Here is a 14,958-nt window from a genome sequence, read left to right on the forward strand (position 1 = left end):
GCGCGCCATGCGCCCCCCGCCGGCACCGTCGCTGGTGGTCGCCGCCGGCCCGCTCACGCCCCCGACGGGCGGGCCGGTGGCGCCCCGACGAGCGCGGGTCAGCGACCGCCGCGATCGGTGGCGGCCGCCACATCCGGGGCATCCGCCGCGCCGCCGTCCGCGAGCGCCGCGAGCACCAGGTCCAGCACCTGCACCGCCCCGGCCTTGTCGAGCGGGTTGTTGCCGTTGCCGCACTTCGGCGACTGGACGCAGGACGGGCACCCGGTGCGGCACTCGCAGTCGGCGACCGCCGAGCGGGTCGCGGCCAGCCACCGGTCCAGCACCGCGTGCCCGCGCTCGGCCAGCCCCGCACCTCCCGGATGGCCGTCGTGCACGAATACCGTGGGCAGCCCGGTGTCCGGGTGCAGGGCCGTGGAGAGGCCCCCGATGTCCCAGCGGTCGCAGATCGCGAACAGCGGCAGCAGGCCGATCGCGGCGTGCTCGGCGGCGTGCAGCGCACCCGGCAGCCGGGCGTCGTCGATCCCGGCCGCCGCCAGCGCGTCCGGGTCGACGGTGTACCAGACCGAGCGGGTGTCCAGGCTCTGCGGCGGCAGGTCGAGCGGGGTCTGGTCGAGCACCGTGCCGTCCGCGGTGCGCCGCCGGTAGGCGACCACCTGGCTGGTCACCGTCGTCTCGCCGAAGCAGACCTGCACCGGGCCGGACCGGCGGGCCGAGTGCATCGCGAGCACCGTCACGTCGGACACCGACTGCGGCTCGGTCCGCCAGTCCGGGTCCTCCGGGTGCACGAGCGCGACACCGCCGTCGAGATCCAGCTCGTCGACGACGAAGCTGTCCCCCCGGTGCAGGTAAACCGCACCGGGGTAGACGGTGGCGGGCGCGGAGCTGCCGTCCACCGTGCCGAGCATCCGCCCGGTCGCCGCCTCGACCACGGCGACCTGGCCGAGCCCCGATCCGCGGATGTCCACCTGGGCGGACGGCGCGGCACCGGTGTCCGGCCAGAACCAGCCGTGCGGGCGGCGGCGCAGCACGCCCTCCTCGACCAGCGCGTCCAGCACCTCGACCGCGGGCGCCCCGCCGAAGGTCTCGTCCACGTCGGCGGTGGTCAGCGGCATCTCGGCGGCGGCGCAGGCCAGCTGCGGGGCCAGCACGTAGGGGTTCACCGGGTTGAGCACGCAGCTCTCCACCGGCGCGCCGAGCAGCGTCTGCGGATGGTGCACCAGGTAGGTGTCCAGCGGGTCGTCCCGGGCGACCAGCACGACCAGCGCCTCGTCGGCGGCCCGCCCGGCCCGGCCGGCCTGCTGCCAGAACGACGAGCGGGTACCCGGGAACCCGGCGAGCACGACCGCGTCCAGCCCGGAGATGTCGACGCCGAGCTCGAGGGCGTTGGTGGTGGCGACCCCGAGCAGCTCGCCGGACATCAGCGCCGCCTCCAGCGCCCGCCGTTCCTCCGGCAGGTAGCCGCCGCGGTAGGCGGCGATCCGGTCGGCCAGCTCGGGGGCGATCTCGGCGACCTGCCGCCGGGCCCCCAGCGCGGTCAGCTCGGCCGACCGGCGGGACCGCACGAACGCCAGCGTCCGCGCCTCCTCCAGCACCAGGTCACCGAGCATCCGGGCGGCCTCGGCGCCGGCCGGCCTGCGGACCGGGGCCCCGTTGTCGCCGGTGATCTCGGGCAGCAGCGGCGGCTCCCAGAAGGCGACGGTGCGGCCGGCGTGCGGGGAGCCGTCGTCGGTGACGGCGACGACGTCGCGACCGGTGAGCCGGGACCCGAACTCGGTGGGCCCGGCGACGGTCGCCGAGGCGAGCACGATCGTCGGCCGGGCACCGTAGCGGGCGGCGAGCCGCAGCAGCCTGCGCAGGAGCAGCGCCACGTGCGAGCCGAACACCCCCCGGTAGGTGTGGCACTCGTCGACCACCACGTAGCGCAGCCGGCGCAGGAAGTTCGACCAGCGGCCGTGCCGGGGCAGCAGCGAGCGGTGCAGCATGTCCGGGTTGGAGAACATCCAGCGGCAGTGCCGGCGGGCCCAGTCGCGCTCCTCCATCGGGGTGTCCCCGTCGAACGACGCGGGCCGCACGCCGTCCGGGGCGAGACCGTCCAGCGACCGCAGCTGGTCGGCCGCCAGCGCCTTCGTCGGCGCCAGGTAGAGCGCGGTCGCCCGCGGGTCCTCGGTCAGCCCGGCCAGCACCGGGAGCTGGTAGACCAGCGACTTGCCGGACGCCGTGCCGGTCGCGACGACCACGTCGGTGCCGGACCGCACCAGCTCCGCGCCCGCCGCCTGGTGCGTCCACGGGCGGTCCACGCCGCGTCGCGCCCACGCCCGGCGCAGGTGCTCCGGGGTCCAGTCCGGCCAGTCGGCGGTGCGCCCCGGCCGGGCGGGCGTGCGCAGCACGTGCCGGAGCGGGTCGTCGTGGCCGGATTCGTCCGGGACGGGCGGTTGGTCCGGTCCTGCGATCGCCCGCTCGGCGCGCCCCGGGTCGGCTCCGGAGCCGCTGAGCACCCGGCGCAGCAGCTCGACCCCGCGCCGGGACCCGTCCGCACGATTCCCGGTCGCCTCCACGGCCGACCAGGTTGGCACATCCGTTCGAACGACGTCAGGCCGGCACCCCCGCCCCGCACCGGGCCCCGGCCCGCGGTCCGGCCACCCGGCGGGTCCCGTTGCACCGCTTGCGATCTGCGAGTTCCCGGATTGCATCACGACTCGTGTGGGATTGATCACTTCCGGCAGATCGTTACTTCTTGTGATCCCTCTCCCACTGAGCGATCGGACACACTCCTACACTGCACCAACCCGGCCTGCGGCGAACGCCGCCCGGGCCCAGTCGACGCCAGTGACGCCGTCGTCGGCCGGACCGGCGCGGTCATCCGCGCGCCGGACCGCCGTCGCGGCCGACCTGGTCGGATCTTGCTGAACCAGGAGGACGGATGTCCGAGTCCACCCTCGCCCAGGGCCTCGAGCTCGGTGCGGGAGACCTCACCGTCGTCGGTGTGGTCGCGGTGGTCGCCCTCGTCGCCCTGGCCGTCGGCGGTCTGCTGCTCAAGGAGGTCCTCGCCCACGGCGAGGGCACCCCGAAGATGCAGGAGATCGGCCGAGCGGTCCAGGAAGGCGCCACGGCGTACCTCAACCGCCAGTTCCGCACCCTTGCGGTGTTCGCCGCGATCGTGTTCGTGCTGCTCTTCGCGCTCCCCGCCGAGGACCTCGGTGAACGCATCGGCCGATCGATCTTCTTCGTGGTCGGCGCGGTCTTCTCCGCGATCATCGGCTATCTGGGCATGTGGCTCGCCACGCGCGCCAACATCCGGGTCGCGGCCGCGGCCCGTGAGGAGAACGGCCGCGAGAAGGCGACCCGCATCGCGTTCCGCACCGGCGGCGTCGTCGGCATGTTCACGGTCGGCCTCGGCCTGTTCGGTGCCGCGATCGTCGTCATGGTCTACGCCGGCCAGGCACCGCGGGTGCTGGAGGGCTTCGGCTTCGGCGCCGCCCTGCTGGCGATGTTCATGCGGGTCGGCGGCGGCATCTTCACCAAGGCCGCCGACGTCGGTGCCGACCTCGTCGGCAAGGTCGAGCAGGGCATCCCGGAGGACGACCCGCGCAACGCCGCGACGATCGCCGACAACGTGGGCGACAACGTCGGCGACTGCGCCGGCATGGCCGCCGACCTGTTCGAGTCCTACGCGGTGACGCTGGTCGCCGCGCTGATCCTGGGCACCGCCGCGTTCGGCCTGCAGGGCCTGCTGTTCCCGCTGATCGTCCCGGCGATCGGTGTGATCACCGCGATCCTGGGCGTCTACCTGACCAAGGCCCGCGAGGGCGAGAACACGCTGCGCGCGATCAACCGCGCCTTCTACCTCTCGGCCGTGTTCGCCGGTGCGCTGTCGATCATCGCGGCGTACGTCTACCTGCCCTCGACCTTCGACGGCCTCACCAACCCGACCGACAGCGACGTCGCCGGCCTGGTCGGCGACCCGCGCCTGATCGCCTCGGTCGCGGTCCTGATCGGCATCGTGCTCGCCGTCGTGATCCTCAAGCTGACCGGGTACTACACCGGCACCGAGGACCGTCCGGTCAAGGACGTCGGCGAGTCCTCGCTGACCGGCCCGGCGACCGTGATCCTGTCCGGGATCTCGATCGGCTTCGAGTCCGCCGTCTACACCGCGCTCGTCATCGGCGCCGCCGTCTACGGCGCGTTCCTGCTGTCCGGTTCGATCGTGGTCTCGCTGTTCGCGGTCGCGCTGGCCGGCACCGGGCTGCTGACCACCGTCGGCGTCATCGTCGCGATGGACACCTTCGGCCCGGTCTCGGACAACGCGCAGGGCATCGCCGAGATGTCCGGCGACGTGGAGGGCGAGGGCGTCGAGATCCTCACCGAGCTCGACGCCGTCGGGAACACCACCAAGGCGATCACCAAGGGCATCGCGATCGCCACCGCGGTCCTCGCCGCGACGGCGCTGTTCGGCTCCTACCGGGACGCCATCAACCAGGCGCTCGGCCAGGCCGGGGTCGCCCTGGAGGACGCCGGCACCGCGTTCGCCTACGAGGTGTTCAGCCCGAACACCCTGGTCGGCGTCATGATCGGCGCCGCGGTCGTGTTCATGTTCTCCGGCCTGGCGGTCAACGCCGTGACCCGCGCCGCCGGCGCGGTCGTCTACGAGGTGCGCCGCCAGTTCAGGACCCGGCCCGGGATCATGGACGGCACCGAGCGCCCGGAGTACGGCCGCGTGGTGGACATCTGCACCCGGGACTCGCTGCGTGAGCTGGCCACCCCCGGCCTGCTGGCGATCCTCGCGCCGATCGCGGTCGGCTTCGGCCTCGGCGTCGGCCCGCTGGCCGGCTACCTGGCCGGTGCGATCGCCTCCGGCGTGCTGATGGCGATCTTCCTGGCGAACTCGGGCGGGGCCTGGGACAACGCCAAGAAGCTCGTCGAGGACGGCAACCACGGCGGCAAGGGCTCCCCGGCGCACGAGGCGACGGTCATCGGCGACACCGTCGGCGACCCGTTCAAGGACACCGCGGGCCCGGCCATCAACCCGCTGATCAAGGTCATGAACCTGGTCGCGGTGCTGATCGCCCCGGCGGTCGTCGTGCTGTCGACGCCGGACGCCAACCCGGCGATCCGGATCGTCATCGCGCTGGCCGCGGTGGCGATCATCGTGGCGGCGATCGTGGTGTCCAAGCGCCGCACCTCGGCGATCACCGACACCCCGGCCGAGAGCTCGGTCGGATAGCGACAGCCTCCCGTAGGACCACGGCGGCCGCTCGTCCCATCGGGGCGGGCGGCCGCCGTGTGTCGTCACCGCACGGAGCTAGTCTCGCTCCGGATTCGGCGGATCCGGACGATCCGGGGTGGAGGAACCATGCGTGCAGGCCCGGTCTCGGGTGCCGTGCTGGCCGTCGCCCTGCTCGCCGGCTGCGGCGCCGCCGGGCCCGGCCCGCAGGAGTGGACCGACCGGATGTGCGCGGCCGTGCTGCCGTTCATGCAGACCGCCGTCGAGGGCCCGACGGCGGGCGAGCCGCAGCAGGCCGTCGGCGACTACCTGGGCCGGACCACCGAGGCCCTCGACCGCACCCTGGGCGACCTGGACCGGCTCGGCCCCGCCCCGGTCGACGGCGGCGACACGCTCGCCGCGAACCTGCAGGGCGGGCTCGGCGAGGTGCGCTCGGCGTTCTCCGGCGCGAAGGCCAGGGTGGACGCACTGGACCCGGCCGATCCGGACGCCGTCGAACGGGACCTGCCCGGCGCGCTGGAGCCGCTGGCCCGGCTCGGCAGCACCACCGGCCCGCTGGACCAGGTGACCGGCAACCCGGAGATCGCGGTGACCTTCCGTGCCTCCGCGGCCTGCGGCGAGCTCACCCGGTTGTCCGACGCCGCCCGCGCTGCTGCGCCGGACGGCCCAGCAGTCGTTGACCCGAACGGGTCAAGTGCGGAGGGCGGCGGCGGCTGATCCGGCACCGCGTCCTACCGTCGTCACCCGACCGTCATCTCCGGGCCCGCTCCCCCGCGGGCCCTCGACCCTGGAGCCCGACGATGGCCACCCCCCGCCCGGCACGAGCCGCCCGGGTCCTGCTCCCCGCCCTGGTCGCCGCCGCCCTGCTCGGCGGATGCAGCACCACCGTCACCGGCACGGCGGCACCGGACCCCGCGCCGCGGCCCACCGAGGGCGTCGGCGCCGATCCGGTCGCCTGGGGCGACCAGGTGTGCGGGGCGCTGCTGTCCTACTACCAGCCGCTGAGCGCCCGGCCCGACTACGCGGGCGCCGACCTGCCCGGCATCAAGGACCGGCTGTCCGGCTACCTGGGCAACGTCCGGACCGGCATCGACACCGGGAAGCAGCAGCTGGCTGACGCCGGTGCGTCCCCGGTCAGCGGCGGCGACCAGTTCCGCACCTCGATCGAGGACCTGCTGAACCGGACCGGCACCACGATCGACGAGGCGCGGGCCGACGTCGACCAGGCCGACCCGAACGACGTCCCCGGCTTCCAGGAGCGGTTGCAGGCGGCCGAGGAGAAGCTGCGCACGATCGGCGCGGCCGAGGGCCTCGACCAGCTGGGGGCCACGCCACGGCTGGACAAGGCCATCGCCGAGGCGCCGCGGTGCGGCGAGCTGGACGCGCTGACCGCCCCGAGCTGAGCCGCCCGGCGCGCCGCGCTTGGGCAGGCTCGAACATGCGTTCTATGATGGCCCGGTGCCGCAGTTGTCGCTGTTCTCCGCGGAGGCCCGGCCGGCCGGGCTGGCCGACCTGGCCGGGCTGCTCTGCGGGCCGGGCCGGATCGAGCGGTTCGGCGCCGGGGACACCGCCCGGTTCGACGTGCCGCTGCCGTTCGACGGCCGGGCCGGCGCGCTCACCGCACTGAGCGCGGCCCGCGGGGTCACCCTGGCCCCCGGCGCGTCCGGCCTGCGCAGCGCGTTCCGCCGGGACCTGGCCCCGCTCGCGCGCCTGTGGTGCCCCGACGGGCGCAAGCAGGTCCCCGCGGACTTCCAGCTCGACGGCGCGGCGCTGCGGCTGTGGGTGCTCGCCGCGGGCGTCGCCGACCTGCGCGGCGGGCACCTGCTCCTGCTCGACGCGCAGGCGCCGTGGACGCACGGCCCGCTGATCGCGGCCGCCACCCGGGCCGGATTGCCACCGGCGCGGCTGGCCGCCGGGGAACACGGGGCACCCGGCCCGGCGTTGCGCCTGCACGGAGCCCGGCGGATGGCCCGGTTGGTCGAACTGGTGGGTCCGGCGCCGAACGTTCTGGGAGCGTCGGACTGGCCGCGACACCACGGTCGACCGGCCGCCTGACCTGCCGAACCCCGGCTGGGGATAGGCTGTCGGCTCGCCCGGCCCCGGTGGTGGAACCCACGGCACGGGATGGCGACGGTGTGAGATCGTGCGATCGTCGACCGCAGAACGATGCTCAGCGCGATCACTCCGACACGCTCCGGCCATGACGGGGTGCGCGGGGGGAGCACACTGCGGAGCCGGCACGGCACAGGCGTCGCAGACAGGCGTGACGCGGCCGAGGAGATGAGGTAGGACCACGTGGCAGCCGCTACAGGCACAGAGGGCAAGACCGGTTCGACGCGCGCGGCGGGTGGAAGCACGCGCAAGCCCACGTCGACGCGGTCCGCATCCGGACGCCCGGTCCGTCGCCTGGTGATCGTCGAGTCGCCGACCAAGGCGCGGAAGATCCAGCCGTACCTGGGTGACGACTACATCGTGGAGTCCTCGGTCGGCCACATCCGGGACCTGCCGCGCGGTGCCGCCGACGTGCCCGCCAAGTACAAGGGCGAGTCCTGGGCCCGCCTCGGGGTCGACGTCGACAACCAGTTCAGCCCGCTCTACATCGTCACGCCGGAGAAGCGGAGCACCGTCTCCGAGCTGCGCGAGGCGCTGAAGTCGGTGGACGAGCTGCTGCTCGCGACGGACCCCGACCGCGAGGGCGAGGCCATCGCCTGGCACCTGCTGGAGACGCTCAAGCCGAAGGTCCCGGTCCGCCGGATGGTGTTCCACGAGATCACCGAGTCGGCGATCCGGGCGGCCGCGGAGAACACCCGTGAGCTCGACCAGCACCTGGTCGACGCCCAGGAGACCCGCCGCATCCTGGACCGGCTCTACGGCTACGAGGTCTCCCCCGTGCTGTGGAAGAAGGTCATGCCGAAGCTGTCGGCGGGCCGAGTGCAGTCGGTGGCGACCCGGCTGATCGTGCAGCGGGAGCGCGAGCGGATCGCGTTCCGCTCGGCCGACTACTGGGACATCGCCGCGACGATGAACGCGGGCGCCGAGGCGACCCCGCGCACCTTCGGCTCCCGGCTGGTCCAGGTCGACGGCTCCCGGGTGGCGACCGGCCGTGACTTCGGGTCGGACGGCCGGCTGAAGTCCGGCTCCGACGTCGTCGTCCTCGACGAGGCGGGCGCCCGCCGGCTCGCGGAGTCGCTGCAGGGGCGCGATCTCGCCGTCTCCTCGGTGGAGTCGAAGCCCTACACCCGCAAGCCGTACGCGCCGTTCATGACCTCGACGTTGCAGCAGGAGGCGGGCCGCAAGCTGCGGTTCTCCTCGGAGCGCACGATGCGCAGCGCGCAGCGGCTCTACGAGAACGGCTACATCACCTACATGCGGACGGACTCGACCACGCTGTCGAGCTCCGCGATCGAGGCGGCCCGCGCGCAGGCCCGCGAGCTCTACGGCGACGCCTACGTCGCCGACAAGCCGCGCCAGTACACCCGCAAGGTGAAGAACGCGCAGGAGGCCCACGAGGCGATCCGGCCGGCCGGCGAGTCGTTCCGCACCCCGGGCGCGATCGCCCGCGAGGTCGACGGCGACGACTTCCGGCTCTACGAGCTGATCTGGCAGCGCACGATCGCGTCCCAGATGACCGACGCCCGCGGCACCACGGTCAGCGTCCGGATCGCCGGCACCGCCGGGACCGGCGAGGACGTCGTGTTCGCCGCGTCCGGCCGGACGATCACCTTCGCCGGGTTCCTCAAGGCCTACGTCGAGACGGTCGAGGAGGGCTCCGGCGCCGCCGCCGACGACGCCGAGTCCCGGCTGCCGGAGCTCACCGAGGGCCAGGCGCTGACCGCCGACGAGCTGACCCCGGACGGCCACTCCACCAACCCGCCGTCCCGCTACTCCGAGCCGGCGCTGGTGAAGGCGCTGGAGGAGCTGGGCATCGGCCGCCCGTCGACCTACGCGTCGATCATCAAGACGATCCTGGACCGCGGCTACGTCTGGAAGAAGGGCTCCGCGCTCGTCCCGTCGTGGGTGGCGTTCGCCGTCGTCGGGCTGATGGAGGCGCACTTCGGCCAGCTCGTCGACTACGACTTCACCGCCGCGATGGAGGACGACCTGGACTCCATCGCGTCCGGCTCCGACTCGCGGACCGACTGGCTGTCGAAGTTCTACTTCGGCGCGCCGGACGGCGGCGAGGGCTCGATCCAGCGGGCCGGCGGGCTGAAGAAGCTGGTCGGGTCGAACCTGGAGGAGATCGACGCCCGCACGGTGAACTCGATCAAGATGTTCACCGACGCCGAGGACCGCGAGGTCGTCGTCCGGGTCGGCCGCTACGGCCCGTACCTGGAACGGATCGTCGACGGCGAGTCGCAGCGCGCGAACCTGCCCGACGACCTGCCGCCCGACGAGCTGTCCGAGGAGGTCGCCGAGAAGCTGTTCTCGGTGCCGCAGGAGGGCCGCAAGCTGGGCACCGACCCGGTGACCGGGCACGAGATCGTGGCGAAGGAGGGCCGGTTCGGCCCGTACGTCACCGAGCTGCTGCCCGAGCCGGAGGTGCCGGAGGGCGCGAAGAAGAAGCCGGCGAAGCCGAAGCCGCGCACCGGGTCGCTGTTCAAGTCGATGTCGGTGGACACGGTGACGCTGGAGGACGCGCTGAAGCTGCTGTCCCTGCCCCGCGTCGTCGGCAAGGACCCGGAGTCCGGGGACGAGATCACCGCGCAGAACGGCCGGTACGGGCCGTACCTGAAGAAGGGCACCGACTCCCGCTCGCTGGGCGACGAGGAACAGCTGTTCACGGTGACCCTGGACGAGGCGCTGAAGATCTACGCGCAGCCCAAGCAGCGGGGCCGGGCGGCCGCCGCGCCGCCGCTGCGCGAGCTCGGCGAGGACCCGTCGACCAAGAAGAAGATGGTGATCAAGGACGGCCGGTTCGGGCCGTACGTCACCGACGGCGAGACCAACGCCAGCCTCCGCAAGGGCGACTCGGTCGAGGAGATCACCGACGAGCGGGCCTCGGAGCTGCTCGCCGAGCGCCGGGCCAAGGCCCCGGCAAAGAAGAAGCCGGCCGCCCGCAGGACGGCCGCGGCGTCGAAGAGCGGCGGGACGACGGCCCGCAGCACCGCCGCGAAGAAGACCGGCACCACGTCCAGGACCCCCAAGAGCCCGACGACCTGACCCGCCGCCGCCGGTGCCCCGGGCGGGATCCGCCCGGGGCCCGGTGGGGGGTCTCAGGCCGCGGAGAGGGCATTCTTGACGGCGGCGGCGACCCGGCCGCCCTCGGCGCGGCCCGCGGCGGCGGCGTTGACCTTCTTCATGACCTGGCCCATCTGCCGCATGCCCGGCTGCTCACCGGTCTCGGCCGCCACCTCCGCGACGGCGGCGCGGGCCAGCTCGGCCACCTCGTCGTCGTCCAGCTGGGTCGGCAGGTAGCGGGCGAGGACGTCGCCCTCGGCGCGCTCCCGGGCCGCCTGCTCGTCGCGCCCGGCGCCGGCGAACGCCTCCGCCGACTCGGCGCGCCGCTTGGTCTCCTTGGTGATGACACCGCGCACCTCGTCGTCGGTCAGCTCGCGCGCGGACTCCCCCGCCACCTCGGCGTTCCCGATCGCGGTCAGCACCGACCGCAGGGTGGTGCGGACCAGCTCGTCCCTGGCCTTCATGGCAGCGGTCAGATCGGCCCGCAGCTGCTCCTTGAGAGTGCTCACGGGACGCCACGATAGTCCTGCGACGTACGCTGGCCGGTGTGAGTACCACCGGCACGATCGCCCGTCTGGCCGCCGCCACCGCCGTCACCGGGGCCGCCGGTATCGGCTACGCGGCCGGTATCGAGCTGCGGCACTGGACGCTGCGCCGGGTGGAGCTGCCAGTGCTGGATCCGGGGGCCCGCCCCCTGCGGATCCTGCACTTGTCGGACCTGCACCTGACGCCCGGCCAGCGCAGCAAGATCCGCTGGGTCGCGTCGCTGACCGCGCTCGAACCCGACCTGGTGATCGACACCGGGGACAACCTGGCGCACCCGGACGCCGTCCCGGGCGTGCTGACCGCGCTGGGCGGCCTGCTCGACCGCCCGGGCGCCTTCGTGTTCGGCAGCAACGACTACTACGGCCCCACCCCGAAGAACCCGGCCCGCTACCTGCGGCGCAGCGGCGGCCGCCGGATCCACGGCGCCCCGCTCCCGTGGACCGACCTGCGGGCGGCGTTCCGGGAGCACGGCTGGGTGGACGCGACCCACACCCGTCAGCTGCTGGAGGTGGACGGCCGCAGCGTCCGGATCGCCGGCGTCGACGACCCGCACCTCAACCGGGACCGCTACCCGCGCATCGCGGGCCACGACCCGGACGCCGACCTGCGGCTCGGCCTCACCCACTCCCCCGAGCCGCGGGTGCTCGACGGGTTCGCCGCCGACGGCTACGACCTCGTGCTCGCCGGACACACGCACGGTGGGCAGCTGCGCCTGCCCGGCTACGGCGCGCTCGTCACCAACTGCGGGATCGACCGAACCCGGGCCCGCGGCACGAGCCGCTGGGGCAGCCACACCCGGCTGCACGTGTCCGCCGGACTGGGCACCTCGCCGTACGCACCGGTGCGCTTCGCGTGTCCGCCCGAGGCGTCGCTGCTGACCCTCGTTCCCCGCCCGACCAGCACCGATGCGCGCAGGGGAACCCCCGCGCAGGCCACCGGAGGCGTCGGGTAGAGTTCTCAACGGCTCACGGGAAGACCGTGACAGCCGCTCGGGGTGTGGCGCAGCTTGGTAGCGCGCTTCGTTCGGGACGAAGAGGTCGCAGGTTCAAATCCTGTCACCCCGACCACGCAGTATCCAGCAAAGGCCCTGGTCAGAGACTCACACGAGAGTCACGGACCAGGGCCTTCGTCGTGTCCGGAGTTGCTGCCGGAGCATTTCCGGAGCATCCGCCTACACCGGAGCGGGCGCCGCTCCCCCACCGTCGTCCGGATCTTCATCGTCATCGAGCGCTCGCAGGATGCGATCCGCGTTGTCGGTCCGCCGGGTGTAGAGGTCGAGCGTCGTCGACGCGTGTTCGTGGCCGAGGACGCGCTGGACCATGTTGGGCGGGACTCCGTCGTCGACGAGCCAGGTGGCGTACGAGTGGCGCAGATCGTGGAAGCGGAGGCCGCCGGCCTGGTTGCGGGCGACGTGGTGCACGGCGGCGGGTTCGCTCCGCAGGGTCTCGACGTGCTTGCGGCCATCGGTGTCGGTCCACTGCGCCTGCCATCCGTCGTCGAGTGGGACGGCGGCACCGAGCAGACCGGCCCGGACGAGCGAGGGCCGCCAGACACGGGACCGGAACGAGGTACGCAGCAGCGGCGCCCCGACCTCGTTGGCGAAGATCGGCGCGTTGGGTTCGGTCGGCCAGCGGTCCAGGTGTTCGCGGATGATCGGCAGCAGCCAGCCAGGCAGCGGCACCGTCCGGCGTCCTGCGCGGCTCTTCGGGAAGGGCTTGAACGAGGTGCTTCCCGAGACCTCCACGACGGTCCGGATCACCGACAGCCGGGCCGCATCGAGGTCCAGGGCATCGGTCCGGAGGCCGGCGACCTCACCCCAGCGCAGCCCCGCCCCGGCGGCGGTCGCGACGATCCCGCGGTAGCGCTCCGGGACGACCGGCAGCAGCCTGGTCCGCAGGTCCGGACGGCTGATGATCCGTTCGTCGGTGTCGCGGGTCCGGACACGAGGCACGCGGACGTCGTCGGCCGGGTTGAACGGGATCAGCCGGTTCCGCACGGCCGATCGCAGCACCGCCGACGCCAGCCTCAGCGCCTCGACGACCGTCGCCCGGGACCGGCGCTTACCCAGGTCGCTCACCCACGCCTGGAGCGCCAGGTGATCGATCTTCGACAGCGGCACGTCTCCCCACCGCGGGAGCACGTGAGTGCCCATGATCGAGCGGTCCCGGGCTGCGGTGGTGATCTCGGTGTTCCACGTCGCCATCCACTCGGTGGCGTGCGTAGCGAAGGTCATTCGCCCGGCGTGCGGGGACACGTAGGCACCGCGGGTCTTGGAGGTCTCGATCTCGGCGAGAAAGGTGGCCGCGTCCTTCTTGAGCCGGAAGGTCTTGGACCGCTGCTTGCCCGACGGGTCGCGGAAGTACGCCCGGTACCGGCCCTCCGGGGTCTTGTCGATGAAGCCCATCAGGCCATGGCTCCGATCTTCGTCGTCGACTCGGGCTCACCGTCGAGCCAGGCGTGGAACCGCTTGCGCGGGATCAGCCAGCGGCGGCCGATGCGGGTCGCGGGGATCTCGCCGTTGCGGACGGAGTCGTAGGCGACGCCGCGGGCGATGCCGAGCAGCGCGGCGACCTGGTCGACGGTGTAGGTCAGGGACTCGGTGTCGGTCACGGCGTCCTCCGTGGCTCGGCGCTGGGCTGGTGGCGGGTGCGGCGTTGTTCGCGTCGTCGTTCGGCGATGCCGAGTGCGATCTCCCGCTCGGCGTCGTTGCGGTGCCCGATCTGGACCACGGCCCAGTCGTTGACCACCAGCACCGCCCCGGCATCGGTGGGGGTGCCGAGGCCGGCCAGGGTCTCGCCGAGCCGGAACGAGCGGCGTTCGCCGCGGATGGCGCCGAATGTGGTCGAGTAGGCGCGGGACTTGGTGAGGAAGTGGCCGCGGAAGCCGAGCATGTGCGCCCACCGGCGCAGCTTCAGCTCCTCGTACTGCTCCATGCCGCCGAGCTCCCAGGCGGTCTCGATCAGCCGCCGGTGGTGGTCGGTGATGTCGAGGTGGCGCAGGTGGGCGATGTCGCGGATCGGCCGGTCGGTCGCCTCACTCTTGCCGGTGCCCTTGGTGGCGTACTTCGCGACGTAGACGGCGAGGGCGGCGTCGGTGATCTCGCCGTCGTCGTTCTCGAGCGCGGCGGCGGTGGTGCTCGTGATGGGGCGGATGTCGACCTGAGTGCCCCAGGCGAGTAGCAGCGGCGTGCCGTCGGGGCGGTCGACGACGAGGGAGACGTCGCGGGCAGCGTCGCGGATGGCGGCGTTGAGGCCGTCGGTGGTGATGCCTGCCGGTGGGGTGGTGGTGGGGCCGTCGGGTCCGTCGAGGCGGACGACGGCGTGGAAGTGGACCAGGCCGCGGCGCTGGTACTCGGCGACCTTGGCGTACGAGAGCCGGGCGTGCTCGCGGAAGTCACGCACCCGGACCCCGAGCATCTGGGCGAGCAGGCGTCGAAGCCGGATGGCGAAGCGGTTCCACAGCTTCCCGGCATGGGCCTGCCACAACACGGCGCCGGTGTAGTCGTGCGAGTCCGGGTCGAGGGCGGTGCCCACGCGCGGGTCGTCGCGGTGGTGCTTCTCGCCGCACCGGCACGGGACCGTCAGGCCGCGTGGGGTGACCCGGCGGGAGTGCACCGGCCCGAACGACGGAGCGGTCAGCGTCACGAACACCCGCGGGTGGGTGGCGGCGGTGTCGGGGACGCCTTTTCCGCCGGTCATGCCGGAGCGGATGAGGTGGTAGGCGTCGGAGGCGTAGCGATCCGAACAGGCCGGACACACCGACGCCCTGCGGTTGCCGCACGGGGCGAGGATGGTGCCCTCCCGCTCGGCCAGGACGGTGCCGGTGGCGCGGTCGAGGATCCGCGACGACCCGGTGAGGTGGATGGGGACAGCGCAGCCACCGAGGGCGGTGACCTCGCGGCGCCAGTCCTGGAAGCCGGGCGAGCGCAGCAGGTGCGACAGATCGGAGTCGTGCTGGGTGCTGGTGGTGGCCGTGTTCACGGCATCCCTCCCGGAGAAGGTGGTCGTGGGGTG

At 73.3% G+C, this 14,958-nt stretch carries 11 protein-coding genes and 1 tRNA gene; 7 read left to right on the forward strand and 5 right to left on the reverse strand.

The genetic code is table 11. From position 1 onward, the window contains the following. Positions 1 to 98: 98 nt before the first annotated feature. Positions 99 to 2,555: a DEAD/DEAH box helicase gene (locus tag ACVJO7_RS14240; RefSeq protein ID WP_491673262.1), complete on the reverse strand. Its 2,457-nt coding sequence runs from the start codon at positions 2,553 to 2,555 to the stop codon at positions 99 to 101. Positions 2,556 to 2,920: 365 nt separating this feature from the next. Here ACVJO7_RS14240 and ACVJO7_RS14245 point away from each other — a divergent pair, with 365 nt between their 5' ends. From ACVJO7_RS14245 to topA, 5 genes are all read left to right on the forward strand, one after another. Then, positions 2,921 to 5,221: a sodium-translocating pyrophosphatase gene (locus ACVJO7_RS14245; protein ID WP_491673263.1), complete on the forward strand. Its 2,301-nt coding sequence runs from the start codon at positions 2,921 to 2,923 to the stop codon at positions 5,219 to 5,221. Between the two features lie 129 nt (positions 5,222 to 5,350). After that, positions 5,351 to 5,938 carry a hypothetical protein gene (locus tag ACVJO7_RS14250; RefSeq protein ID WP_491673264.1) on the forward strand — a complete coding sequence of 196 codons (588 nt, stop codon included), beginning with the start codon at positions 5,351 to 5,353 and terminating at the stop codon, positions 5,936 to 5,938. Positions 5,939 to 6,021: 83 nt separating this feature from the next. Then, on the forward strand, positions 6,022 to 6,624 hold the full coding sequence (locus ACVJO7_RS14255; protein WP_344023280.1) for a hypothetical protein: 603 nt from the start codon (positions 6,022 to 6,024) through the stop codon (positions 6,622 to 6,624). A gap of 55 nt (positions 6,625 to 6,679) precedes the next feature. Continuing rightward, positions 6,680 to 7,276 carry a hypothetical protein gene (locus ACVJO7_RS14260; protein ID WP_491673265.1) on the forward strand — a complete coding sequence of 199 codons (597 nt, stop codon included), beginning with the start codon at positions 6,680 to 6,682 and terminating at the stop codon, positions 7,274 to 7,276. 354 nt (positions 7,277 to 7,630) lie between these two features. After that, positions 7,631 to 10,381, forward strand: coding sequence for a type I DNA topoisomerase (gene topA, locus ACVJO7_RS14265; RefSeq protein ID WP_491673266.1), 2,751 nt, complete (start codon positions 7,631 to 7,633; stop codon positions 10,379 to 10,381). 53 nt (positions 10,382 to 10,434) lie between these two features. On the opposite strand, the gene ACVJO7_RS14270 is transcribed toward topA, so the two are convergent. Then, complete coding sequence (locus ACVJO7_RS14270) at positions 10,435 to 10,908, reverse strand: GatB/YqeY domain-containing protein (protein WP_491673267.1); 474 nt, start codon at positions 10,906 to 10,908, stop codon at positions 10,435 to 10,437. A 38-nt stretch (positions 10,909 to 10,946) separates the two neighbouring features. Here ACVJO7_RS14270 and ACVJO7_RS14275 point away from each other — a divergent pair, with 38 nt between their 5' ends. Continuing rightward, positions 10,947 to 11,897 carry a metallophosphoesterase gene (locus ACVJO7_RS14275; RefSeq protein ID WP_491673268.1) on the forward strand — a complete coding sequence of 317 codons (951 nt, stop codon included), beginning with the start codon at positions 10,947 to 10,949 and terminating at the stop codon, positions 11,895 to 11,897. A 38-nt stretch (positions 11,898 to 11,935) separates the two neighbouring features. Next, a tRNA-Pro gene (locus ACVJO7_RS14280) sits at positions 11,936 to 12,012 on the forward strand. Positions 12,013 to 12,116: 104 nt separating this feature from the next. Here ACVJO7_RS14280 and ACVJO7_RS14285 read toward each other — a convergent pair. The 3 genes from ACVJO7_RS14285 to ACVJO7_RS14295 are packed head-to-tail and all read right to left on the reverse strand — an operon-like array spanning position 12,117 to position 14,925. Continuing rightward, a complete protein-coding gene (locus ACVJO7_RS14285; RefSeq protein ID WP_491673269.1) occupies positions 12,117 to 13,349 on the reverse strand; it encodes a tyrosine-type recombinase/integrase in 1,233 nt (410 codons plus the stop codon). Further along, complete coding sequence (locus tag ACVJO7_RS14290) at positions 13,349 to 13,555, reverse strand: helix-turn-helix domain-containing protein (protein ID WP_491673270.1); 207 nt, start codon at positions 13,553 to 13,555, stop codon at positions 13,349 to 13,351. Before ACVJO7_RS14290 ends, ACVJO7_RS14285 begins: the two co-directional genes overlap by 1 nt. Next, positions 13,552 to 14,925, reverse strand: coding sequence for a replication initiator (locus ACVJO7_RS14295; RefSeq protein WP_491673271.1), 1,374 nt, complete (start codon positions 14,923 to 14,925; stop codon positions 13,552 to 13,554). The genes ACVJO7_RS14290 and ACVJO7_RS14295 overlap by 4 nt, the downstream gene beginning before the upstream one ends. Positions 14,926 to 14,958: the final 33 nt, after the last annotated feature.

The organism is Pseudonocardia sp. DxW (assembly GCF_058448985.1).